General features: G+C 73.4%; 23 protein-coding genes and 1 pseudogene. 12 read left to right on the top strand and 12 right to left on the bottom strand.

Features of this window, described 5'->3' with window-relative positions; translation table 11 throughout:
- Window positions 1–59: 59 nt before the first annotated feature.
- From HYE82_RS17515 to HYE82_RS17505, 3 genes and pseudogenes are all read left to right on the top strand, one after another.
- Window positions 60–1,124 (top strand): annotated as a pseudogene (locus HYE82_RS17515) (S1C family serine protease); the annotation flags it as partial.
- Between the two features lie 105 nt (window positions 1,125–1,229).
- Entirely contained in the window at window positions 1,230–1,634 is a 405-nt protein-coding gene (locus tag HYE82_RS17510; RefSeq protein WP_179175012.1) for a sec-independent translocase, read from the top strand.
- Window positions 1,635–1,770: 136 nt separating this feature from the next.
- Window positions 1,771–2,574: a hypothetical protein gene (locus HYE82_RS17505; protein ID WP_179175011.1), complete on the top strand. Its 804-nt coding sequence runs from the start codon at window positions 1,771–1,773 to the stop codon at window positions 2,572–2,574.
- 125 nt (window positions 2,575–2,699) lie between these two features.
- On the opposite strand, the gene HYE82_RS17500 is transcribed toward HYE82_RS17505, so the two are convergent.
- Genes HYE82_RS17500 through HYE82_RS17490 form a run of 3 tightly spaced genes read right to left on the bottom strand, consistent with a single transcriptional unit; the run spans window position 2,700 to window position 5,863 of the window.
- Entirely contained in the window at window positions 2,700–3,860 is a 1,161-nt protein-coding gene (locus tag HYE82_RS17500) for an Mrp/NBP35 family ATP-binding protein (RefSeq protein WP_179175010.1), read from the bottom strand.
- A 43-nt stretch (window positions 3,861–3,903) separates the two neighbouring features.
- Complete coding sequence (locus HYE82_RS17495; protein ID WP_309144351.1) at window positions 3,904–4,602, bottom strand: DUF1003 domain-containing protein; 699 nt, start codon at window positions 4,600–4,602, stop codon at window positions 3,904–3,906.
- A complete protein-coding gene (locus HYE82_RS17490) occupies window positions 4,592–5,863 on the bottom strand; it encodes a CBS domain-containing protein (protein ID WP_179175008.1) in 1,272 nt (423 codons plus the stop codon). Before HYE82_RS17490 ends, HYE82_RS17495 begins: the two co-directional genes overlap by 11 nt.
- A 181-nt stretch (window positions 5,864–6,044) precedes the next feature.
- On the opposite strand from HYE82_RS17490, the gene HYE82_RS17485 reads away from it, so the two are divergent.
- A complete protein-coding gene (locus HYE82_RS17485) occupies window positions 6,045–6,848 on the top strand; it encodes a hypothetical protein (RefSeq protein ID WP_309144350.1) in 804 nt (267 codons plus the stop codon).
- A gap of 42 nt (window positions 6,849–6,890) precedes the next feature.
- Here HYE82_RS17485 and HYE82_RS17480 read toward each other — a convergent pair whose 3' ends face one another.
- Together HYE82_RS17480 and HYE82_RS17475 are read right to left on the bottom strand one after the other, a co-directional pair.
- The gene (locus tag HYE82_RS17480) at window positions 6,891–7,403 is read right to left on the bottom strand and encodes a hypothetical protein (protein ID WP_179175007.1); all 513 of its coding nucleotides are present in this window, start codon (window positions 7,401–7,403) and stop codon (window positions 6,891–6,893) included.
- Window positions 7,404–7,456: 53 nt separating this feature from the next.
- Window positions 7,457–8,572, bottom strand: coding sequence for a magnesium and cobalt transport protein CorA (locus tag HYE82_RS17475; RefSeq protein WP_179175006.1), 1,116 nt, complete (start codon window positions 8,570–8,572; stop codon window positions 7,457–7,459).
- 425 nt (window positions 8,573–8,997) lie between these two features.
- On the opposite strand from HYE82_RS17475, the gene HYE82_RS17470 reads away from it, so the two are divergent.
- From HYE82_RS17470 to HYE82_RS17455, 4 genes are all read left to right on the top strand, one after another.
- Window positions 8,998–9,582 (top strand): suppressor of fused domain protein, encoded by a 585-nt coding sequence (locus HYE82_RS17470; RefSeq protein ID WP_179175005.1) that lies wholly within the window; start codon window positions 8,998–9,000, stop codon window positions 9,580–9,582.
- A 61-nt stretch (window positions 9,583–9,643) separates the two neighbouring features.
- The gene (locus HYE82_RS17465) at window positions 9,644–10,285 is read left to right on the top strand and encodes a DUF6758 family protein (protein WP_179175004.1); all 642 of its coding nucleotides are present in this window, start codon (window positions 9,644–9,646) and stop codon (window positions 10,283–10,285) included.
- A 134-nt stretch (window positions 10,286–10,419) separates the two neighbouring features.
- Complete coding sequence (locus HYE82_RS17460; protein WP_179175014.1) at window positions 10,420–11,286, top strand: PHP domain-containing protein; 867 nt, start codon at window positions 10,420–10,422, stop codon at window positions 11,284–11,286.
- Between the two features lie 92 nt (window positions 11,287–11,378).
- Window positions 11,379–11,984, top strand: a complete 606-nt coding sequence (locus HYE82_RS17455) for a MarC family protein (RefSeq protein WP_179175003.1) — start codon at window positions 11,379–11,381, stop codon at window positions 11,982–11,984.
- Window positions 11,985–12,079: 95 nt separating this feature from the next.
- Here HYE82_RS17455 and HYE82_RS17450 read toward each other — a convergent pair whose 3' ends face one another.
- The 3 genes from HYE82_RS17450 to HYE82_RS17440 all read right to left on the bottom strand — a co-directional run bounded on the left by HYE82_RS17450 (window position 12,080) and on the right by HYE82_RS17440 (window position 15,432).
- The gene (locus HYE82_RS17450; protein WP_166663124.1) at window positions 12,080–12,232 is read right to left on the bottom strand and encodes a hypothetical protein; all 153 of its coding nucleotides are present in this window, start codon (window positions 12,230–12,232) and stop codon (window positions 12,080–12,082) included.
- 95 nt (window positions 12,233–12,327) lie between these two features.
- Window positions 12,328–13,185 (bottom strand): alpha/beta fold hydrolase, encoded by an 858-nt coding sequence (locus HYE82_RS17445; RefSeq protein ID WP_179175002.1) that lies wholly within the window; start codon window positions 13,183–13,185, stop codon window positions 12,328–12,330.
- 114 nt (window positions 13,186–13,299) lie between these two features.
- On the bottom strand, window positions 13,300–15,432 hold the full coding sequence (locus HYE82_RS17440; RefSeq protein WP_309144349.1) for a DEAD/DEAH box helicase: 2,133 nt from the start codon (window positions 15,430–15,432) through the stop codon (window positions 13,300–13,302).
- A gap of 452 nt (window positions 15,433–15,884) precedes the next feature.
- Here HYE82_RS17440 and HYE82_RS17435 point away from each other — a divergent pair, with 452 nt between their 5' ends.
- Window positions 15,885–16,643 (top strand): ferritin-like fold-containing protein, encoded by a 759-nt coding sequence (locus tag HYE82_RS17435; protein WP_179175000.1) that lies wholly within the window; start codon window positions 15,885–15,887, stop codon window positions 16,641–16,643.
- A 113-nt stretch (window positions 16,644–16,756) separates the two neighbouring features.
- On the opposite strand, the gene HYE82_RS17430 is transcribed toward HYE82_RS17435, so the two are convergent.
- The 4 genes from HYE82_RS17430 to HYE82_RS17415 form a co-directional block, all read right to left on the bottom strand.
- Window positions 16,757–17,059, bottom strand: a complete 303-nt coding sequence (locus tag HYE82_RS17430) for a hypothetical protein (RefSeq protein WP_179175013.1) — start codon at window positions 17,057–17,059, stop codon at window positions 16,757–16,759.
- 172 nt (window positions 17,060–17,231) lie between these two features.
- Window positions 17,232–17,459, bottom strand: coding sequence for a DUF3107 domain-containing protein (locus HYE82_RS17425; RefSeq protein ID WP_179174999.1), 228 nt, complete (start codon window positions 17,457–17,459; stop codon window positions 17,232–17,234).
- 145 nt (window positions 17,460–17,604) lie between these two features.
- Window positions 17,605–18,252 (bottom strand): TetR/AcrR family transcriptional regulator, encoded by a 648-nt coding sequence (locus HYE82_RS17420; protein WP_179174998.1) that lies wholly within the window; start codon window positions 18,250–18,252, stop codon window positions 17,605–17,607.
- A 201-nt stretch (window positions 18,253–18,453) separates the two neighbouring features.
- Window positions 18,454–18,672 carry a hypothetical protein gene (locus HYE82_RS17415; RefSeq protein WP_179174997.1) on the bottom strand — a complete coding sequence of 73 codons (219 nt, stop codon included), beginning with the start codon at window positions 18,670–18,672 and terminating at the stop codon, window positions 18,454–18,456.
- Window positions 18,673–18,828: 156 nt separating this feature from the next.
- On the opposite strand from HYE82_RS17415, the gene HYE82_RS17410 reads away from it, so the two are divergent.
- The 3 genes from HYE82_RS17410 to pelF all read left to right on the top strand — a co-directional run bounded on the left by HYE82_RS17410 (window position 18,829) and on the right by pelF (window position 23,172).
- On the top strand, window positions 18,829–19,809 hold the full coding sequence (locus tag HYE82_RS17410; RefSeq protein ID WP_179174996.1) for an alpha/beta fold hydrolase: 981 nt from the start codon (window positions 18,829–18,831) through the stop codon (window positions 19,807–19,809).
- Between the two features lie 5 nt (window positions 19,810–19,814).
- Window positions 19,815–21,356 (top strand): DUF3152 domain-containing protein, encoded by a 1,542-nt coding sequence (locus HYE82_RS39280; RefSeq protein WP_179174995.1) that lies wholly within the window; start codon window positions 19,815–19,817, stop codon window positions 21,354–21,356.
- Between the two features lie 202 nt (window positions 21,357–21,558).
- Complete coding sequence (gene pelF / locus HYE82_RS17400; RefSeq protein ID WP_179174994.1) at window positions 21,559–23,172, top strand: GT4 family glycosyltransferase PelF; 1,614 nt, start codon at window positions 21,559–21,561, stop codon at window positions 23,170–23,172.
- Window position 23,173 lies beyond the last annotated feature (1 nt).

Below are 23,173 nucleotides of genomic sequence, written 5' to 3'. Positions count from 1 at the left end.
GCTGTGTATAAGAGACAGGGGCCGGCGGTCGTGTGGTGCGGCTGCGCCACGTGCTGGCCCTCGGCCTCGGCATCGCCCTGCTGGCCGGCGGAACCGGCGGCTGGCTCGGGGTGCTCGCCGAGCGCCGCAGCAGCACCCGCCTCGAACTCCCGCAGGCTGCCGCCGACGGCAAGGGCCGAGCCCCCGACAGCGTGGCGGGGATCGCCGCCACCGCACTGCCGGGCGTCGTCACCCTGCACGTCCGCGGTGCCACGGGCGGCGGCACCGGCACCGGCTTCGTCCTCGACCCGCAGGGCCACATCCTCACCAACCACCATGTCGTCGCCGGCGCCAAGGGCATCACGGTCACCTTCGCCACCGGCGAGAGCGTCGACGCCGAGCTGGTCGGCCAGGACAGCGGGTACGACCTGGCGGTGGTGCGGGTCGACGGGGTGCGCGGCCTGCAGCCGCTGGCCCTCGGCAACTCCGAGAACGTGCAGGTGGGCGACCCGGTGGTAGCCATCGGCGCCCCGTTCGACCTCTCCAACACCGTCACCGCCGGCATCATCAGCGCCACCGGCCGGCCCGTCACCGCGGGCGGTGACAAGGGCGACGGCAGCGACATCAGCTACGTCGACGCCCTCCAGACCGACGCCCCCATCAACCCCGGCAACTCCGGCGGTCCGCTCCTGGACGCCCGGGCCCGCGTGATCGGCATCAACAGCGCCATCCGCGGAGCCGAAAAGGCCGGCTCCGAGAAGCAGAGCGGCAGCATCGGCCTCGGCTTCGCCATCCCCGTCAACCAGGGCAAGCGGGTCGCCGAGGAGCTCATCCGCACCGGTCGGGCCACCCATCCCGTCATCGGGGTCACCCTCGACCTGCAGTACACCGGCGACGGCGCCCGTGTCGGCACCGCGGGCGAGGGGGGCAAGCCGGCCGTCACCCCAGACGGCCCCGCGGCCCGCGCGGGGGTCAAGGCGGGCGACGTGATCACCAAGGTGGACGGCCGGCGCGTGCACGGCGGCGACGAGCTCATCATCAAGATCCGCGCCCACCGGCCGGGCGACCCGCTCCGCCTCACCGTGCTCCGCGACGGCCGCGAGCTCACCCTGGCGCTCGTCCTCGGCTCGGCGAACGGGGCATGACGATCAGGGGAAGGCACGGCTGATACAGCACCGATGTAGGGGCTGACCGGCCGGGCCGGGTACCGTTGTCGTGGCCCGACGTGGAGAGAGCCGAGGAGCGGCAAGGTGTTCAACGACATAGGCGCACTCGAGCTGGTCACCATCGTGGTTCTCGGCATCCTCATCTTCGGCCCGGACAAGCTGCCGAAGGTGGTCCAGGACATCACGGGCTTCATCCGGAAGATCCGCGCCTTCTCCGACAGCGCCAAGCACGACATCCGCTCCGAACTGGGCCCGGAATTCAAGGACTTCGAGTTCGAGGACCTGAACCCGAAGACGTTCATCCGCAAGCAGCTCTCCGAGAACGAGGACCTGCGGGACATCCGCAGCAGCTTCGACCTGCGCAAGGAGCTGAACGAGGTAACCGACGCCGTCAACAGCCGCGAGCCCGAGGCCGCCCCGGACCTGCTGAAGAAGCCCGCCGCCCCGGCCGTCGAACGGCGGACCTGGTCCGACGCCGACGCCACCTGAGCCTCGTCCTGCCCGGCGATCCGGGGTCCGGTGGCTATCCTCCATGAGTCCGGACCAGGGCGCCCGAGGTGGGGGTCCCCCCAACGACCTGTGGGGGAGGGCCGTTCCGGACCCAACGGAACGAGAGGCCGCATCGATGGAGACGACGAGCAGCAGCCGGGTCGGGACACAGCCCGCAGAAGCACCCGAACTGCCCGAGCTACCCGACCTACCCGCCGCAGCACCGGCCGGGCCCGCCGCGGCACCGGCGGCATCGGCTACGCCCGCGGCTTCGGCAGTACCCGCCGCGGCCCCCGCGACGGCGCCCGCCCAGTCCGAGGAGGCCGCCCGGCCCGTGCCTGCGGCCCGGCGCACGGCCGAGGGCTTCCTGCGGGCCGACTTCCCCTGGTACGGGCTGGACGAGGCCTTCACCGGGCCGCGCTGGCTGTTGCAGGTCGGCACCGGCGCCGACGGCACCGTCGAGCACGGCTCCACCGGCCACGGTGACGAGCCCTCCGTCCGCGGGGAGATCGCCACCGGCGAGAAGGAGCGCTTCGCGGTGGTCGTCACGGTCGCCAGCAACCCGCTGCGCCGCAGCGGCGACGGCACCGGCGTCCTGGAGGCCACGTCGGTCTCCTCCGCGGCCTGGCTGGCCGGCTCCGGGCTGCTGGCGTACAGCTGGCCCGGGCAGATGGACCACAGCCTGCGCGACGACTGGCTGGAGCAGCAGACCGAGGCCGCGTGGGAGCTCGCCGACGACCTCGACGGGCCGGACTGGTCGGTGCTGTCGCTGCCCGTGGACGGCGAGCCGACGCCCTTCCACTACCGCGAGTCCGAGTTCGGCTGGGTGCTGGCCGGGTCCACCGCGGCCGGCGTGCACCTGGGCGCGTACGGGCGGGGCATGAGCGCCTACGGGCTCGGCTTCTCCGTCATCGGCGACCTCGCCGCATACCAGCAGTAGCCCGCAGCGGGTACGCGAAAGGGCACCGCCCGGCGGCGGTGCCCTCCACTGGGGCGCGGCCCGGATCCCGGGCGGACGCGCGGGCCGGAACCCGTTGCCCGGACCCGTTGATCAGCCCTTGTGGCTCAGAACTTGTTGCGCGGGGTGATGCCCAGCGACATGCCGGCCAGGCCCCGGGCGCGCCCGCCCAGCTTGCCCGCGATGGCGCGCAGCGCCGCGCCGGCGGGAGAGTCCGGGTCGGCCAGGACGACCGGCTTCCCCGAGTCGCCGCCCTCGCGCAGACGGACGTCGATCGGGATGGAGCCGAGCACCGGGACGGTCGCGCCGACCGTCTTGGTGAGGCCGTCGGCGACCTTCTGCCCGCCGCCCGTGCCGAACACGTCGACCATCTCGTCGCAGTGCGGGCAGGGCAGGCCGGACATGTTCTCGACCACGCCGACGATCTTCTGATGGGTCTGGACGGCGATCGCGCCGGCCCGCTCGGCGACCTCGGCCGCGGCCTGCTGCGGCGTGGTGACGACGAGGATCTCCGCGTTCGGCACCAGCTGGGCCACCGAGATCGCGATGTCGCCGGTGCCCGGCGGCAGGTCGAGCAGCAGCACGTCCAGGTCGCCCCAGAACACGTCCGCGAGGAACTGCTGGAGGGCGCGGTGCAGCATCGGCCCGCGCCACACGACGGGCGCGTTGCCCGGGGTGAACATGCCGATGGAGATGACCTTCACGCCGTTGGCCGACGGCGGCATGATCATGTTCTCGACCTGGGTGGGCCGGCCGTCCACGCCCAGCATGCGCGGCACGCTGTGACCGTAGATGTCCGCGTCCACGACGCCGACCTTCAGGCCGTCCGCCGCCATCGCCGCGGCCAGGTTCACCGTCACAGAGGACTTGCCGACGCCGCCCTTGCCCGAGGCGACCGCGTAGACGCGGGTCAGCGAGCCGGGCTTGGCGAACGGGACCTCGCGCTCGGCGGTGCCGCCGCGCAGGGTGGCCGCGAGCTCCTTGCGCTGCTCGTCGCTCATCACCTCCAGCGACACGGCGACCGAGGCGACCCCGGGGACCTTCGCGACGGCCCCGGAGACGTTCTGAGTGATCGTCTCGCGCATGGGGCAGCCCGACACCGTCAGGTAGACCGTGACGGCCACCGCGCCGCCCTCGCCGATCTCCACCGATTTGACCATGCCGAGCTCGGTGATCGGCCGGTGGATCTCGGGGTCGTTCACCGTCGCCAGTGCGTCGAGGATCGCATCCTGCTCGGGCACGGCGGCGGAGCTTGTGTCGGTAGCCATGCCCCCGATGGTACGGCTCGGTAGCCTGCCACCGGTAAGGCCGCTAGCGGTCGCCTTCGTCACTCTCCGCCGGGAATAGACGCCGCTCGTCCATCTCCTTGATCAGGTCCTGGAACTCCGACCGGATCCAGTCGCGCGTCGCCACCTCGCCCAGGCCCATCCGCAGTGCCGCGATCTCCCGGGTCAGGTATTCGGTGTCGGCGATGGACCGCTCGTTCTGCTTGCGGTCCTGCTCCAGGTTGACGCGGTCGCGGTCGTCCTGCCGGTTCTGCGCGAGCAGGATCAGGGGGGCCGCGTACGAGGCCTGCAGCGACAGCATCAGCGTCAGGAAGATGAACGGGTACGGGTCGAAGCGCAGGTGGTCCGGGGCGAAGATGTTCCACAGCACCCACATGACGATGACCAGCGTCATCCAGACGATGAACCGGCCCGTGCCGAGGAACCGGGCCACCCGCTCCGACAGACGCCCGAAGGCCTCCGGGTCGTACTCCGGCAGCAGCGAGCGGCGCGGCGCCCGCGGCTGGTCCAGGCGCACCCGCGAGCGCGTCAGCGCGCTCGACCCGGTCGACTGCCCGGACCTCGCGCGCTCGGCCCGCTCGGCGGCCCGCTGCTCCGTCCTCTCGGACCCGTCCAGCAGCCCGCTCTCGCGTGCCTGGGCCCGCGCCTGCTCGCGCCGCTCGCGGATCTGCTCCCGGCGCCGCTCACGGGCCTGATCGCGGTTCCCCCTCCGGTCAGTACCCACCCGCGGCCTCCTCCGCATGGAAGTCCGTCTCCCGCCAGTCGTCCGGCAGCAGGTGGTCCAGCACGTCGTCCACGGTCACCGCGCCCAGCAGCGCGCCGCCCTCGTCGACGACCGGCACGGCCACCATGTTGTACGCGGCCAGGAAGCTGGTCACCGCCGGCAGCGAGGCGTCCGGCCGCAGCGGCGGCAGGTCCGTGTCCACGATCGAGCTGACGAGGGTGAACGGGGGGTCCCGCAGCAGCCGCTGGAAGTGCACCGTGCCCAGGTACTTGCCGGTCGGCGTCTCGTCGGGCGGCCGGCACACGTACACCTGCGCGGCCAGCGCCGGCGACAGATCGGCCTGCCGCACCCGGGCCAGCGCGTCCGCGACGGTCGCGTCCGGCCGCAGCACGATCGGCTCGGTGGTCATCAGGCCGCCCGCGGTGTTCTCCTCGTACGACAGCAGGCGGCGCATGTCTGCGGCGTCGTCCGGCTGCATGAGCGTCAGCAGCCGCTCCTTGTCGTCCTCGGGCAGCTCCGACAGCAGGTCGGCCGCGTCGTCCGGATCCATCGCCTCCAGGACGTCGGCGGCGCGCTCCTCCTTCAGCTTGCCGAGGATCTCCACCTGCTCGTCCTCGGGAAGCTCCTCCAGGACGTCCGCGAGCCGGTCGTCGTCGAGGGCGCTCGCCACCTCGGCGCGCCGCTTCGGGGTCAGGTGGTGCAGGACGTTCGCCACGTCGGCCGGGCGCATCTGCTCGAAGGTGGCCACCAGGTTCTCGGCGCCCTGGCCCTCCTCCTCCAGGGAGAAGCCGGTCACCGCCGACCACTCGACGGTCAGGGTCTCGCCGCGGCGGCGCAGCGCCCCGCCCTTGCCCTTGCGGACGAAGATCTTGTCGATCTCCCAGTCGCGGCGGGCCGGCAGCTGCTGGATGGCCACGTCGAGGACGGTGGCCTCCTCGCCGGTCGCGGTCAGCCGCACCCGGCGGTCGAGCAGTTCGCCGAGGACCAGCCGCTCGGTGGGCCGCTGTTCGAAGCGCCGCATGTTCACCACGCCGGTGGTGATCACCTGTCCGGACTCCACACCCGTCACCCGGGTCATCGGCAGGAAGATCCGGCGCCGGCTGACCACCTCGACGACCAGGCCCAGCAGTCGGGGCGGACGCCCGCCGACGCGCAGCATCGCGACGAGGTCGCGGACGCGGCCGACCTGGTCGCCGTTGGGGTCGAAGACGGGCACACCCGACAGATGCGACACGAAGATCCGCGGGGCGCCTCCAGCCATACCGGCGCCTCCTGTTGCCTCGTGTCCACCGACAGTCCTGCCGCCCCTCAGGCTAGCCCGTGGCGCGCGCAGACGTCCTGGTGGGGCCGTCCGGCCGGGGAGGCACCGCGGACGCGGTCCCCGCCGTACGGGCGGGTACGCTGCCTGCTGCCCGAAGACGTACGACGAGAGGCACCTGCCCGTGACCGCCCACTTCCCCGCCGCGCGCCTGCGCCGGGCAGCGTTCGCCGGTGTCCTGTGCGCGGGCCTGGCCGTCACCGGCGCGGGGTGCGGGCCGGACCCCGACAAGGGCACGAACGGGGTCGGCAAGCTCTCCGCGGGCCAGATCGAGAGCAAGGCGAAGGCCGCGGCCGGCGCCGCCGCCTCGGTGCACCTGTCGGGCACCCTCGTCAGCGGCGGAAAAACCTTCACGCTGGACGTGCGCCTGGGCAAGGACGGCGGCTCCGGCGAGGTGAAGTCCCAGGAGGACACCTTCCAGCTGCTGCGCGTCGGCGAGCAGCTCTACCTGAAGGCGAGCGCGGCCTTCTGGGGGACCTCCGAGGCGGCCGGCAAGCTCGGCGACAAGTACGTGAAGGTGCCCGAGAGCGACCCCACCTACAAGCAGTTCCGCGGCTTCACCGACATGCACGTGCTGCTCGACGGCCTGCTCGGGCTCGACGGCAAGCTCGCCAAGGTCGAGGACTACACCAAGGTCGGCCCCACCCGCGCGGTCCAGGTGACGGCAGGCCAGGGCAAGGGCGGCAAGCTGTCGGTCTCCCTGGAGGGCACCCCGTACCCGCTGCGCATGGAGCGGGCCGGCGGCGCCGGGGCGGTAGACCTCAGCGACTGGGGCAAGCCGGTGCCGCTTGAGGCGCCCCCGGCGGACCAGACCCTCGACTACGGGTCCCAGCTGCCCACCACGAAGGACAAGGGGGCGGGCGGGTCGGCCTCCCCGGCGCCGGGCGGCAGCAAGGGCACGGGCCAGGGCTCGAACCCGGGCCAGTAGCCCGGCAGCCGGCGGCTTGGTGGCGGTCGGCGGACCGCCCGCCTAGCGGGCGGATCTGCGGCGCTTCAGCAGCAGCTTCGGCAGCCCGGCCGGGACGGGCCGGCGCGTGACCGCCGGCGAGCCCTGCGGGACCGCGGCCAGCGAACCGTCCGGCAGCTCGGTGGCCACCGCGACCGGGTCCAGGCGCAGCAGCCGGCACTCGCGGGCCCACCGCGCCGTCATCTGCTCCGAGTCGGGGGCGTTCAGCCGCTTGCCCTTGAGCTCGGCGACGGCGGCCTCCCACGGCTCGCTGCCGGGCGCGAGCTCCCGTACGGCCGCGGTCCAGGCGACCAGCCTGCCGCCCTTGTCCTTGCTGCGCACGGTCACCTCGGCGGCCGCCCCGTCCGCGAGGCCCGGCAGCGGCTGCTCCCCGGGTCCGTCGCCCAGCACGTGGGCCGCGCCGTCCACCCAGGCGTGCCACAGGGCCCGGTCGGCACCGTCGCCGCGGACCCAGATCAGGCCGGACTTCTTGGTGGCCTCCTCGACGAGGGCCAGGTCGAGCGTGCTGAGAGTCATGCCCACAGCGTAGGGGGTCGGGCCGGGCGGGCCCGGGGCCGCCCCGAGGGCCCCTACAGCCAGCCGTTGCGGCGCAGTGTGCGGTGGATGGCGAAGCAGCTGCCGATGATGGCCGTCATCACCATCGGGTAGCCGTACTCCCACCGGAGTTCGGGCATGTGGTCGAAGTTCATCCCGTAGACCCCGCAGATCATCGTCGGCACGGCGATGATCGCCGCCCAGGAGGTGATCTTGCGCATGTCCTCGTTCTGGGCGACCGTCGCCTGCGCCAGGTTCGCCTGGAGGATCGAGTTCAGCAGCTCGTCGAAGCCGACGACCTGCTCGTGCACCCGCGCCAGGTGGTCGGCGACGTCGCGGAAGTACTTCTGGATGTCCGGGTCGACCAGCCGCATCGGCCGCTCGCTGAGCAGCTCCATCGGCCGCAGCAGCGGGGCGACGGCCCGCTTGAACTCCAGCACCTCGCGCTTGAGCTGGTAGATGCGGCCCGCGTCGCCGCCGCGCGCAGCGCCCTTGGCGGGGGCGGCGAACACCGCGCTCTCCACCTCGTCGATGTCGTCCTGCACGGCGGCCGCGACCGCGATGTACCCGTCGACGACGTGGTCGGCGAGGGAGTGCAGCACGGCCGAGGGGCCCTTGGCGAGCAGCTCCGGGTCGTCCTGCAGGCGGTGGCGCAGCCCCCGCAGGGAGCCCTGGCCGCCGTGCCGGACCGTGATGACGAAGTCGGTGCCGGTGAAGCACATCACCTCGCCGGTCTCCACGACCTCGCTGGTCGCGGTGAGTTCGGCGTGTTCGACGTAGTGGATGGTCTTGAAGACGGTGAAGAGGGTGTCGTCGTAGCGCTCCAGCTTCGGCCGCTGGTGCGCGTGGACCGCGTCCTCCACGGCGAGCGGGTGCAGGCCGAAGACGGCGGCGATCCCCGCGAACTCCTCCTCGGTCGGCTCGTGCAGGCCGATCCAGGCGAACCCGCCGTCCTCGCGGACCCGCCGGATCGCCTCACGCGGCGTCAGACAGGCCGGTCCGGCGGCGCGCCGGCCGTCGCGGTACACGGCGCAGTCGACCACGGCGCTGCTCGCCGAGGGGTCGCGGGTGGTGTCGTAGCCGGGCTGGACGGGGGTGGACCGGCGCAGGGCCGGGCGGACGGCGGCACGCAGGTAGGGCAGCATCGACATGGCAGGCTCCTTCGCACGCGCGGCGGCAACCGCGCGGGGTGTGGAGGCCCCTTCCGGGCGGCACGGCACGGAACCGTCGGCGGGCGGGGCATGCCGAAGCGGCCGGAAGGAACAAACAGGACGGGAGGACAACGTTCTGCCGTCGCTCTTCTGCTGATCAGATGATCAAAACGGGCGAAAGGTGCCCGTACGGGACGCGGAAGAGCGGTTGGTACTGCACGATCGACTTCGCTTCATCGCAGTCCCCACCTCCTCCGGCCGGTCCTCCGTGGAGGACTTCCTGTCGCCTGATGCCCGGATGCATTCCCCCGGCGACTGCTGGAGCACCCCCATGCACGCGGCATCGGCCAGCGAACAACACTATCAGCCGACGGATGGTCAAGCCCCTTCCTTTACCCGCCTCATACGAGTTCTATGCTCGATCCATGGCAGAAATTCTGGCTCTCGTCGAGGCCCGGCTGCGCAGCGCCCTCGGTGAACCCGACGCCCGCGCCGCCGTCACCTTCCTCGGCACCGACCGCATCGAGGTACTCCGCTTCACCGGCGACGGCCTCGTCCGGTACGCGACCCTCGGCATGTCCGCGAACCCGATGACCGACCCGACCGACCTGGTCGCCGACCCGCAGCGCGGCCCCCGGGCCGAGCTGGTGCTGACCGTCCGCGAGGGTCGCGCGGCCACCGACAAGGTACTGCGGCCCCTCGCCGTGCTGGCCGCCTCCCCGCAGGTCGAGGGGCTGGTCGTGGCGCCCGGCGCCTCCCTCGACGTGGGGGAGCCGCTGTGGGAGGGGGCGCCGTTCACCTCCGTGCTCGTCGCGGAGCCGGGCGGGCTCGTCGAGGACCTCGTGCTGGACGAGCCGATGGACCCGGTGCAGTTCCTGCCGCTGTTGCCGATGACGCCCAACGAGGCGGCGTGGAAGCGGGTGCACGGTGCGGCCGCCCTCCAGGAACGGTGGCTCGCGCAGGGCACGGACCTGCGCGACCCCCTGCGCTCCTCCGTGCCGCTGGACTGAGGCATCCGGACGGGTGATCGTGTCTTGACGGCGCGCCGGGCGGGGAGGAGCGTTGCATCTTATGAGGGGCGAACCGAGTTGCCCGAAGTGCGGTGGCCGGGTCAGGGCGCCCGGACTCTTCTCCGACTCCTGGCAGTGCGCGGTGCACGGCGCGGTGCACCCGCTGCAGCCCGTCATCCCGCCCAGCGTCGAGGGCCTCACCGTCGTCGTGCACCGGGCGCGCGTGCCGGTGTGGATGCCCTGGCCGCTGCCGGTCGGGTGGCTGTTCACCGGGGTGGCCTCGGCCGGTGACGACCGCAGCGGGGGCCGGGCGACCGCCGTGGCCTGCTCGGGGCCCGGACCGCTGGGCGGGATGGGGGAGTTGCTGCTGATCGCCGAGGAACTGGGCGTCGGGCTGGGCTCGCGGTTCGCCGGGATCGACGGCCCCGACCCGGGCACCTGCCTCGACGTGTCCGCCCCTCCGCACACCAAGGTCGTCGCGGCCGGCCGCCCCACGCCGCTGTGGCACGTGAAGGGCGCCCCGGACGACCGGGCCGTCTTCGCCGGCGAGGCGCGCGGGCTGTGGCTGTGGGCGATCGCCTGGCCGGAGCAGTCGGGCATGCTGATGTACGACGAACTGGTACTGACGGACCTGCGGGACGCGGGCGCCGAGCTCGAACTCCTGCCGTGCGGCGCCGTGAGCCCCCGAATCCTGGACCCGTAGCACCCCGCACCCGTGCCCGCGTCCGGGGCCGGGGCCGCGGCGGCGCCCTCGTCGGAGGGGGTGGGGCGGCCGTGTGGGTGGTCGGACGTTATCCTGGGGTGTCCCCCGTACCCGCGACCCCTGGAGCCATGGCCGTGCGCATCGACCTGCACGCCCACTCCACGGCCTCCGACGGGACCGACACCCCCGCCGAGCTGGTCCTGGGGGCGGCCGCCGCCGGGCTCGACGTGGTCGCACTGACCGACCACGACACGGTGAGGGGATACGCCGAGGCCATTGCCGCGGCCCCGCGCGGGCTCACCGTCGTCCCCGGGATGGAACTCTCCTGCCGCCTCGACGGCATCGGGATGCACCTGCTCGCCTACCTCTTCGACCCCGAGGAGCCCGAGCTCGCCCGCGAGCGGGAGCTCGTACGCGACGACCGCACCCCCCGCGCGCAGGCCATGATCGGCAAGCTGCAGGCGCTCGGCGTGGACGTCACCTGGGAGCAGGTCTCCCGGATCGCCGGCGGCGGCTCCGTCGGCCGCCCGCACATCGCGACCGCCCTCGTCGAGCTGGGCGTCGTCCCGACCGTGTCGGACGCGTTCACCCCGGACTGGCTCGCCGACGGCGGCCGCGCCTACGCGCAGAAGCACGAGCTCGACCCCTTCGACGCCATCCGCCTGGTCAAGGCCGCCGGCGGCGTCGCCGTCTTCGCACACCCGGCCGCCGTCAAGCGCGGCCGCTGCGTCCCCGAGAGCGCCATAGCCGACCTTGCGGCCGCCGGCCTGGACGGCATCGAGGTCGACCACATGGACCACGACGCCGAGACCCGCAGCCGGCTCCGCGCCCTGGCCGGCGAGCTGGACCTCCTCGTCACGGGCTCCAGCGACTACCACGGCAGCCGCAAGACCTGCAGCCTCGGCGACTACACCACCGACCCCGAGGTCTACGGCGAGATCACGCGCCGTGCGACCGGGGCCTTCCCCGTGCCGGGCACCGGCGGAGCCGCGGACGCGTAACGGCCCTTTCCGGCATGTCGCCGGGAAGCACTGCGCGCTGCCCCGCCCCCTCTTCCCCCTTCGAAACACCTCACTCTCTGCAAGGCATCACTGTGTTCGACTTCGCCGTATTCGGATCCCTATTTCTCACGCTTTTTGTGATTATGGACCCGCCGGGGATCACGCCGATCTTCCTCGCCCTGACCTCCGGCCGGCCCGTCAAGGTGCAGCGGCGGATGGCCTGGCAGGCCGTCTGCGTGGCCTTCGGCGTCATCGCGGTGTTCGGCATCTGCGGCCAGCAGATCCTGGACTACCTGCACGTCTCCGTCCCGGCCCTGATGATCGCCGGTGGTCTGCTGCTCCTGCTCATCGCGCTCGACCTGCTCACCGGCAAGACCGACGAGCCGAAGCAGACCAAGGACGTGAACGTCGCCCTCGTGCCGCTCGGCATGCCGCTGCTCGCCGGGCCCGGCGCGATCGTGTCCGTCATCCTGGCCGTCCAGAAGGCCGACGCCGTCAGCGCCCAGATCTCGGTCTGGTGCGCGATCATCGCGATGCACGTGGTCCTGTGGCTCACCATGCGCTACTCGCTGGTGATCATCCGGGTCATCAAGGACGGCGGCGTCGTCCTCGTGACCCGCCTCGCGGGCATGATGCTCTCCGCCATCGCCGTGCAGCAGATCATCAACGGCGTGCTCCAGGTCGTCCGGGGCGCCTGACCGGCCGAGCCCCGGCGCCACGCCGCGCGCATGCGAACGCCCCCGCACCGATCGGTGCGGGGGCGTCCTGCATGTGCGGCGGTGCGACCCGATCGTCAGGAGGACGCACTCTCGGCCGGTCGGATCAGGATGCGCTGGCCCACGGCGGCCGCCTGCTGCACGATCCGGTTGACGGAGGCCGCGTCCACGACGGTGCTGTCCACGGCGGATCCGTCGACGTCGTCCAGGCGCAGAATCTCGAAGCGCACGGCTTCTCCCTTCGTCAGTGTTCTCCTTGCATCGGTCCCAACGAAGTATAAGACTGAAACATTCCCTACGCTAAGGAAATTTTTTCCCAGGCTAACTACCGGGTGTCGGCGGCACCCCAGAACGCGGCCAGCGCATCTGCGGTGACCTGCGGGTTCTCGGCATTCGGCGAGTGTTCCGCACCCGGCACCACCACGCGACGGGCGCCCAGACGCCGTGTCATGTCATCCATCAGCGGGACCGGCCAGGCATAGTCCACCTCGCCCGACAGCACCAGCTTCGGCAGGTCGACCCCGCTCAGCTCCGCCACCCGGTCCGGCTCCGAGACCAGGACCCGCCCCGTGGCGATCAGCTGCTCCGGCACGGTCGCCATCCACCGGTCCCGCAGGAACTCCGCCAGCTCCGGGGTGTCGGGCACCGCGTCCTCCGGGTCGTACGAGCGCATGGCCGTCCAGACGCCGGCCATGTCCTCCCGCATCACCTCCAGCGCCGCCACCAGCAGCTTCGTCCGCTCCCGCTGCTCCTCGGCGATCGCGGCCGGCCCGCTGCTCATGAGGGTCAGGGAGGCGAAGGGCGCCGCGTCGCGCAGCACGGCGGCGCGGGCGATCAGCCCGCCGAGCGAGTGCCCGACCAGGTGGACCGGGCCCCCGTCGAGGGCGGCCGTCTGCGCCAGCACGTCCTGCGCCAGCTCGTCGAGGGCGTATGCCGACTCCTCGCGCGGCCCCGGCGTCTCGTGCTGGCCGCGCCCGTCGACGGCCACGACCCGGTAGCCGTGCGCGGCCAGCGGCTCCAGGAGACCGTTGAAGTCCTCCTTGCTCCCCGTGAAACCTGGGACCAGCAGGGCCGTCCCGCGGACCGGCTCGCCCGCCTCGTGGACGGCGAACTCGCCGCGGGCGGTCGGGAGGCGGTACGCACGGGCGTCGGACGGCAGGGTAAGGCGCGGCGGCTTGCTCATGGCCTGAGGTTACCGGTCCGTAGCAACCCGCCCCCGCAAAGCCGCCCCCGTACGCCGCGGGCCCCGGCCCCCCGCGAGGGGGAACCGGGGCCCGGATCACGGCACTGCGGGGGCTCAGGCCTCCGCGGTCGGCGCCACGGCCTTGCGGGTCCTGGTGCGCTTCGGCTTCGCCGGAGCCTCCTCGGCCACCGGGGCGGCCTCGGACACCGGAGCCTGCGCGGCAGCGGCGGCCTTGCGGGTCCGGGTGCGCTTCGGCTTCGCCGGGGCCTCCTCGGCCTCGGCCACCGGAGCCTCGGCAACCGGAGCCTCGGCAACCGGGACCTCCGCCGCGGGCGCCACGGCCTTGCGGGTCCGGGTGCGCTTCGGCTTCGCCGGGGCCTCTTCGGCCACCGGTGCGGCATCGGCGACCGGGGCGGCCTCGACGACCGGAGCCTCGGCAACCGGGGTCACCGCCGCGGTCGGGGCGGCCTTGCGCGGGGCCCGCACGGGACGGCGGGTGGTCCGCACCGGCTCGGACGGCGGGGCGATCTGGAAGTCCGGCTCGGGCCCGGCCGACACCGGCATCGCAGCCCGGACGGGCGCGGCCGCGGCCGCCGCCAGGATCGACGTCTGGGTGGGCTTGCGGGTACGGGCCTGCCGCGGCGCCGGAGCCTTCGCCCGCGCGGCCGGGGCGGTCGGCGCCTCGACGGCGGGTGCCTCGACCACCAGGGCCTCGGGCGCCACGGCTGCGGGCGCCTCGGCGACCGGAGCGGCCGTGGCAGCGGCCTCGGCGGCTGCGGCCGAGGCCGACACGCGGGTGCGGCGGCGGCGCGGCCGACGCGGCTGGTCCGCCTCCGGGGCCCCGTCGGCCGCCGGAGCGGCCGGGGCCGCGTCGACGGCCGGAGCCTCCGCCGCCAGGGCCGCGTCCGCGGAACCGGCGGCGCCGACCTCGGAACCGCCGCGCGTACGGCGGCGCTGGCGCGGGGTCCGGGTGCGCTCCGGGCGCTCGGCGGCGGGGGCCGCACCGCGGCCGCCCCGGCCGCCGCGGCCGCCGGTCTCGCCCAGGTCCTCGAGCTCCTCGGCCTTCAGGCCGGCCCGCACGCGCTCGGAGCGCGGCAGGATGCCCTTGGTGCCGGCCGGGATCCCCAGCTCCTCGAACAGGTGGGGGGAGGTGGAGTACGTCTCCACGGGGTCGTGGAAGTCCAGCTCCAGCGCCTTGTTGATCAGCTGCCAGCGCGGGATGTCGTCCCAGTCGACCAGGGTGATCGCCGTGCCCTTGGCGCCGGCGCGGCCGGTGCGGCCCACCCGGTGCAGGAACGTCTTCTCGTCCTCGGGCGTCTGGTAGTTGATGACGTGCGTCACGCCCTCGACGTCGATGCCGCGGGCGGCGACGTCGGTGCACACGAGCACGTCGACCTTGCCGTTGCGGAACGCCCGCAGCGCCTGCTCGCGCGCGCCCTGGCCCAGGTCGCCGTGGACGGCGCCGGAGGCGAAGCCGCGGCGCTCCAGCTGCTCGGCGATGTCGGCCGCGGTGCGCTTGGTGCGGCAGAAGATCATGGCCAGTCCGCGGCCCTCGGCCTGCAGGACGCGGGCCACGAGCTCCGGCTTGTCCATGTTGTGCGCGCGGTAGACGCGCTGGGTGATGTTGGCGACGGTCGCGCCCTCGTCGTCGGGCGAGGTGGCGCGGATGTGCGTCGGCTGCGTCATGTACCGGCGGGCCAGTCCGATGACCGCGCCCGGCATGGTCGCCGAGAACAGCATGGTCTGCCGCTTGGCCGGCAGATGGTTGATGATCTTCTCGACATCGGGCAGGAAGCCCAGGTCGAGCATCTCGTCGGCCTCGTCCAGGACCAGCGCCTTGACGTGCGAGAGGTCGAGCTTGCGCTGGCCGGCCAGGTCGAGCAGGCGGCCCGGGGTGCCGACGATCACGTCGACGCCCTTCTGGAGCGCCTCGACCTGGGGTTCGTACGCGCGGCCGCCGTATATGGCGAGGACGCGGATGTTGCGGACCTTGCCCGCGGTCAGCAGGTCGTTGGTGACCTGCGTACACAGCTCGCGCGTCGGGACGACGACGAGGGCCTGCGGGGAGTCGGTCAGCTGGTCGGGCGTGGCCCGGCCGGCCTCGACGTCCGCGGGGACGACGACCCGCTCCAGCAGCGGAAGGCCGAAACCGAGCGTCTTGCCGGTTCCGGTCTTCGCCTGGCCGATGACGTCCGTGCCGGAGAGGGCGACGGGGAGGGTCATCTCCTGGATGGGGAAGGGGGTCACGATACCGACGGCTTCGAGGGCCTCGGCGGTTTCGGGAAGGATCCCGAGTTCACGGAACGTAGTCAGGGTGCTGCCTCTTCTGTGAGACGCGGCGCGAGGCGGCGAGGGGGGTGGTCGTACCGTGCCGGGCTTGCAGTACTGCGATGTACGTACGAAGCTGCGCGGGACCACTGCCTTCGCTCAAGCCGCCAGTGCCGCTGAGGGGGCCCCTCGTGGACGCGCTACGCATGAACGTGCGCATCGCCCGAGGGCGGTCGGGTTGGAGCCGATCGGGCCACCGACCGGGCATCCTCATGCGATGGCCCGCCGAGTATCCGGCAGGCGCATTACCACTGTACCCCGGAATCGCGCAGGCGTGTCGGGTGAATTCACCTGCTCGTCGCGTTCGGGTGGACGGAAGGCAGTGTGACGTGATGGCGTCAGGGGTGTCCGGGCGGGCTATTGTGCGGAGCATGTCGACCGTAGAAAACGCATCGCCCGCCGACGACGGCGCACCCGCCGAGGCGACCGGTATCGCCGCCCAGGACTGGGCGACCGCCTCCGCCTCGCCGCAGTACCGGGCCGCCGTCGTGGACCTGCTGGGCGCACTCGCGTACGGCGAGCTCGCGGCCTTCGAACGACTCGCGGAGGACGCGAAGCTCGCGCCCACCCTCGACGACAAGGCCGAGCTCGCGAAGATGGCCTCCGCGGAGTTCCACCACTTCGAGCGGCTGCGCGACCGGCTCGCGGCGATCGACGCCGAGCCCACCGCCGCCATGGAGCCCTTCGCCAAGGGCGTCGACGACTTCCACCGCCAGACGGCGCCTTCGGACTGGCTGGAAGGCCTGGTCAAGGCGTACGTCGGCGACTCGATCGCCAGTGACTTCTACCGCGAGGTCGCCAGCCACCTGGACGCCGACACCCGCGCCCTCGTGCTCGCCGTCCTCGACGACACCGGTCACGGCGGCTTCGCCGTCGAGAAGGTGCGCGCCGCGATCGAGGCCGACCCGCGCTGCGGCGGTCGGCTCGCGCTGTGGGCTCGCCGCCTGATGGGCGAGGCGCTCTCGCAGGCCCAGCGGGTGGTCGCCGAGCGCGACGCCCTGTCCACCATGCTGGTCGGCGGCGTGGACGGGATGGCGGCCGGCTTCGACCTGGCGGCCGTCGGCGAGATGTTCGCCCGGATCACCAAGGCCCACACCAAGCGGATGGCGGCCCTGGGCCTCGCCGCCTGAGCGCTGCGCCGGCAGTGCGGTGATGAACCGCGGGCCGGTGGGGGCTGGTCGCGCAGTTCCCCGCGCCCCTACGGGGGCGCGGTCATCTGCGTCGGCGCCATCGGCGGCGCCGGTCAGCCCCGCGACGGAAGTGAAAAGGGCGCCCGGCGGGCGGGGCGGGGGCCGGACTGCCGGCGCGGGCGCAGCAGCAGCGACAGCACCACGGCGGCGACCAGCGCCGAGCCGACCAGCGTCGCGGTCACCGTGCCGTGCCCCGGGCCGAGCGCGTACTGCGTGAGGTACGCCCCGAACAGAGCACCCAGCGCCCCGCTGGCGAGCACGACCCGCGGCGACGGCAGTCGCGGGGCGAACAGCCACAGGGCCGCTGCCGACAGGGCCAGGCCCAGGAGGGCGGAGCCGAGCGCCTCGATCAGCAGCATGGGGGCCTCCCGCAGGTCAGGGGCTAACCGGTCACAGCCGTCCTACCCGAACCGGAAGACACGGAAACGGCCCGGTGGAATCAACCACCGGGCCGTTTCGCGTAGTTCTCGGTAACGTGCCGAAACGGGTCAGGCCGTACCGGAACGCATCAGACCGTGCCGGAAGGCATCAGGCCGTGCCGAAACCGACCTTGCGTGCGCTCGGCTCGCCGAGGTCGACGTACGACAGGCGGTCGGAGGGCACCAGGACCCGGCGGCCCTTGGTGTCGGTGAGGCTCAGCAGCGGTGCCGAACCGGTCAGCGCCTCGGAGACGATGCGTTCGAGCTCCTCGGCGCTCAGGTTGCTCTCCAGCACGATCTCCCGGGGTGCGTGCTGCACGCCGATCTTGACCTCCACGGCTTTGTCCCTCCGACGGTCGGTTGTGCGCGATCAGCCGCGCCGTACCCGGTCCACATTAGCCCGCAGAGGCGACACGCAAGCCGCGCAGCGGGCACGCTGGCAGCGAACAGCGGATCACGCCCGGGCGGTCAAGCCCGGGCGATCACGCCGAGGCGCCTTCCGCGCCGTGCAGCGGGAAGCCCGCGATGCCGCGCCAGGCCAGCGAGGTCAGCAGCCCCACCGCCTTGTCGCGGGCGACCGGGCTCTCGCTGGAGAGCCAGTACCGGGCCACGACCTGCGAGACACCGCCCAGACCCACGGCCAGGAGCATCGACTCGTCCTTCGACAGGCCGGTGTCCTCGGCGATCACGTCCGAGATGGCCTCGGCGCACTGCAGCGAGACGCGGTCGACACGCTCGCGCACCGCCGGCTCGTTGGTCAGGTCGGACTCGAAGACCAGGCGGAACGCGCCGCCCTCGTCCTCCACGTACGCGAAGTAGGCGTCCATCGTCGCCGCCACGCGCTGCTTGTTGTCCGTCGTCGACTCCAGCGCCCCGCGCACCGCCTGCAGCAGGTTGTCGCAGTGCTGGTCCAGCAGCGCCAGGTACAGGTCGAGCTTGCCCGGGAAGTGCTGGTACAGCACCGGCTTGCTCACCCCGGCCCGTTCGGCGATGTCGTCCATCGCCGCCGCGTGGTACCCCTGCGCGACGAAGACCTCCTGGGCCGCGCCCAGGAGCTGGTTGCGTCGGGCTCGGCGCGGCAGGCGCGTGCCCCGGGGACGCGCTGCATCCGTCTGCTCGATGGCTGTCACGCCGCCTCCCACTTTCTCTGTAGCCGCAGTGCCTCTGCGCCGCGCCCGCCATCGTACTTTTCGGTAACCGAATCTGTAGGGCCGAAGCCGAGTTTTCTCGCTGTACGGACCGCCCGGACGCGCTGGTCAGCGGCGCCGGGAGGGGTTACCGAACGGTAGGCCGGGTGGCCGGGCGCGGTCGGCCGAAGGGCCCCGGGCCCCTCAGCGGTAGTCGTCCTCGTCCAGGGGCACCACCCGGGCCTGGTCGACGGCGTCCCCGTCGGCTGCCTCGCCCCGGTCCACCCCCGTGACCCGCTCGTCGTCGTCCACGGGCCGCAGTTCCGCCTGCTGCTCCGCGGCATCGGCCTCGGGCGCCTCCGCGTCGAGGGCATCCCGGAGTCTGCCCCGGAAGGTCTCCGGCTCCGCCGGGTCGACACTCATCTGGCTCCCCTTCTTCCCTCACCCCTCGCGGTCCTGCCTCACCTATGAGCCTAGGAGGATCGCGGGTGCGCCGCTACGTGGATCCCGGGCATCCCGCGCGGGCCTGTGATGCCGAACACAAGAGTCCGGACGTGATCGTCTCGTAACATTGCCCCCATGTCTTCGACCGAGCTGCCGGGTGTGCGATCGGCCACCGAGCCGTCCTTCCGGGCGGGAGCCGCCCGGGTGGCCGAGGGGGAGCAGCTGCGCACGGCCCTGCTGCCCGGCCTGGAACTGACCGTGCGGTCCCGGCGGGCGACCCGTACCGGACTGCCGCCCGCCCTGTTCGTCCACGGCCTCGGCGGATCCTCCACCAACTGGTCAGCCCTCATGGCCCTGCTGGAGGACAGCGTCGACGGCGAGGCCGTCGACCTTCCGGGCTTCGGCTGGTCCCCACCGCCGGCCGACCGGGACTACTCGGTCACGGCGATGGCCCGCGCGGTCATCCGCCACCTCGACGCAGCCGGCCGCGGCCCCGTGCACCTGTTCGGCAACTCCCTCGGCGGCGCCGTCAGCACCCGCGTCGCGGCCGTGCGCCCCGACCTGGTGCGCACGCTGACGCTGGTCTCGCCCGCACTGCCCGACCTGCGCATGCAGAAGTCGGCCCTGCCGACCGTCCTGCTCGCCGTGCCCGGGACGACCGGCCTGCTGCACCGCCTGGCCGGCGGCCTCACCGCCGAGCAGCGCACCCGAGGCGTCATGCAGCTCTGCTACGGCGACCCCTCCCGGGTGCGCGCGGAGGACTTCCGCGCCGCCGTCGAGGAGATGGAGCGGCGGATGGCCCTGCCGTACTTCTGGGAGGCGATGACCCGCTCGACCCGCGGCATCGTCGACGCCTACACCCTCGGCGGGCAGCACGGGCTCTGGCGCCAGGCGCAGCGGGTGCTCGCACCGACCCTGCTCGTCTACGGCGGACGCGACCGGCTGGTGGCGTACCGTACGGCCCGGAGGGCGGCTGCGTCCTTCCGGGGTTCGAGACTGCTGAGCCTCCCCGAGGCCGGGCACGTCGCGATGATGGAGTACCCCGAGTCGGTGGCGAGCGCCTTCCGGGAGCTGCTGCACGACACCGACCGATATATCGAAGACGGCAGGGGCTGACCACCGTGGGACGACATAGTCGCAAGGGCCCTGCCCCTGCCCCCGCCCCGGCGCGCCCGGCGCCCGCGCCCGCCGCGCACCCCCCGTACGAGCAGTACGAGCAGTACGAGCAGTACGAGCCGCACCCCCCGTACGGGGACCACCCGCCGTACGGGGACCGGACCGGGTACCACGGGCAGCAGCCGGCGTACGGCGGGCAGCCCGGGTACGAGCAGTCCCCCGGCCCCGCGTCCGGCCACGGGCAGCAGCCCGCTTACGACTGGTACCCGCCCCGCGACCAGTACCCCCCGCGGGAGCCGTTCCCCCCGCAGGAGCCGTTCCCCCCGCACGAGGAGCCGCGCGGGCGGCGCCGCCGCACCGAGCCGGCCGCCGCCCACCAGGGCTACGCCCCGGCCGGCGCCCCCGAGTCGGACGCGCGGCCCGGCGGCCGCCCCGAGCCGCGCGAGCCCGGCGGCGGCTGGGGCTCCGACGCCGGCTCCGGCCCGGTCCGCGGCGACCGGCGCGGCGCACCCGGCGCCTTCGCGCCCGCAGCGGTGCTGGACACCGGCACGCCGCCCTTCGGCACCCCCGCGGCCGGGTTCCCGCAGGCCGTCCTTGAACCGCAGCCCGCGGCCGGCCCCGCCGACCCCGTCACCTCCACCGGCGCGCAGCGCCGCGTCGTGCCCTCCCCCCGCGAGGAGGCCGCGCCCGCAGGTGCCGAGGAGGAACGGTCCTCCGGCCGCTCCAGGGCCCGTACGTACGGCGGTGTGGCCGCCGTGGCCGTCACCACCGCGATCGCCGTCGTCGTCGGCACCCAGATGCTCACCGGCGGCGACGCCAAGAACTCCGCCCCGCAGGCCGCCGGCAGCGCCTCCGACCGCGCCCAGCCCGGCCAGTCCCCGGCCTCCCGCTCCGACGACCGCGGCGCCCCCCAGGCACCGGCCCCGGCACCGGCCGTGCCCGAGCTGTCGTACGAGCAGAAGATGGCCCAGCAGTTCCCGCTCGACGCGAAGCTGAAGGGGCCGGGCACCTTCGACACCGTGCCCGGCGTCGCTGCCGCCCCCGGCAAGGGCAAGGTGGTCCGCTACCGCGTCGACGTCGAGCAGGGGATCGGCCTGGACGCGCAGCTGTTCGCCGAGGCCGTCCACCGCACCCTCAACGACGACCGCAGCTGGGGCCACGGCGGCAGCAAGACCTTCGAGCGGGTGCCGGGCGGCGAGGCCGAGTTCGTCATCACGCTGGCGAGCCCCGGCACCACCGGCGTGTGGTGCGCGAAGTCGGACCTCGACACGACGATCGAGAACGTCAGCTGCGACTCCGCGAGCACCGAGCGCGTGATGATCAACGCGTTCCGCTGGGCCCAGGGCGCGGCGACGTACGGTCCGGACCAGATGTTCGCCTACCGGCAGATGCTCATCAACCACGAGGTGGGCCACCGGCTCGGCCAGGGGCACGTGAACTGCCGGACGCCGGGCGCCCTCGCGCCGATCATGCAGCAGCAGACGAAGTCCCTCGACATCGACGGGATCAGCTGCAAGCCCAATCCCTGGGTGTTCCCCGGCAATTGACGCGCGGTGGGCGGCGCCCCGCACGGGGCCTTTGCCAGCGGCCTCGAACGCGGACCGTACGGGAAAGTTACGCCTCTTCACCCCTTCCGGTGGCGCGACGGACAACCGTCCGTCGCGCCACCGGCATATCCGCTTGAGTTTTCCGCGGCGGGTCACCGGACCCACGGAGGCCGCCGGAAACCGGAGATCGGGGGTGCCACTCGTGCGGATCGGACTGCTCACGGAAGGTGGTTATCCGTATGCGACGGGAGAGGCGAGGCTGTGGTGCGACCGCCTCGTGCGCGGGCTGCCGCAGCACGAGTTCGAGCTCTACGCGCTGAGCCGCAGCGCCGAACAGGAGGAACGCGGCCGGGTCGTGCTCCCCGAGCACGTCACCCGCGTCTGGACCGCCCCGCTGTGGGCCCCCGCGGACGACGGCCGCACCTTCTCCCGGCGTGAACGCAGGCGGTTCGCCGACTGCTTCAAGGACCTCGTCCGGGGTATCTGCGCCGACGAGGCCGAGCCCTTCGCGGCCGGCCTGTACGGACTTGCCGAACTCGCCCGCGAGCAGGGCTGCCTCGACGGCGCCCTGCGCTCCGAGGCGGCGGTGCGCGCCGTGGAGGCCGCCTGTCGGGCCCCCGGCGCGCGCCGCTCCGTACAGCGCGCACAGGTCGCGGACCTGCTGGAGTTCACCGACGCCCTGGAGCAGCTGCTGCGGCCGCTGTCCCTCGACTGGTACGAGGACCTGCGCGAGGTGGACGTCTGCCACGCCGCCTCAGGCGGTGTGGCGGCCCTCCCGGGGCTGCTGGCCAAACGCTTCTTCGGCGTGCCGCTGCTGGTCACCGAGTACGGGGTCCGGCTGCGGGCCCACTACCTGGAGCGGGCCGGTGCGGACGCCGCTCCCGGGCTGCCGGGGGGTGGCGCCGACGGCCCCCGCCTCGTCGTCCGGGCCCTGCTCGCGGCCTTCCACGTACGCCTCGCCTGCGAGATCTACGCCCGGGCCGATCTGCTCGTCGCCGGCAACGCGCACGCCCGGCGCTGGCAGGAGCGCTGCGGGGCCACCCGGGACCGGATGCGCACGGTGTACCCGGGGATGGAGGCGGACCGATTCGCCGCGGTCGGGGAGGACCCGGACCGCGGGGACCCGGACACGCTGGTGTGGGTCGGCCGGGTCGAGCCCGCCAAGGACCTGATCGGCCTGCTGCACGCCTTCGCCGAGGTCCGCAAGGCCGTCCCGGACACCCGGCTGCGGATCTTCGCCACCGCCGCCGTCCCCGGCTACCTCGCAGACTGCCGCTCCCTCGCCGCACAGCTCTTCCCCGACGAGGCCGCCGACGCGGTCACCGCGGGGGAGAACCCGGTCACCTTCGAGGAGATCGGCGGCCCCGAAGCCCCCACCCCGGCCGACGCCTGGGGCTGCGGGCGGGTCGCCGTGCTGTCCTCGGTGATCGAGGGCTTCCCGATCACCCTGGCCGAGGCGATGCTCTGCGGCCGGGCCACCGTGTCCACGGACGTCGGAGCCGTCTGCGAGGTCATCGGCGGTACCGGTCTCGTCGTCCCGCCCCGCAACCCGCGGGCCCTCGCCGACGCCTGCCTGTCCCTGCTGAACGACCCCGAACGGGCCCGGCGGCTCGGCGCCGCCGCCCGCGCCCGGGCCCTCGAACTCTTCACCGTCGAGCAGAACGTCGCCGCCTTCCGCGACGCCTACCTGTGGCTCCTCGCCCGCGGACCAGGCCGCGCCGACCCCGCCGTCCCCTTCGAACACCCCCCCGAGGCCCGGATCCCGGGCCACTGGACCAGCCCCGCGTGGGCCCCGAACCCGGAGGCCGCGGTATGAC

The organism is Streptomyces sp. BR123 (genome assembly GCF_013401435.1).
Taxonomy (GTDB): Bacteria; Actinomycetota; Actinomycetes; order Streptomycetales; family Streptomycetaceae; genus Streptomyces.
Note: the sequence above shows the minus strand (reverse complement) of the source record. Positions and strands in the feature narration are given on the sequence as shown.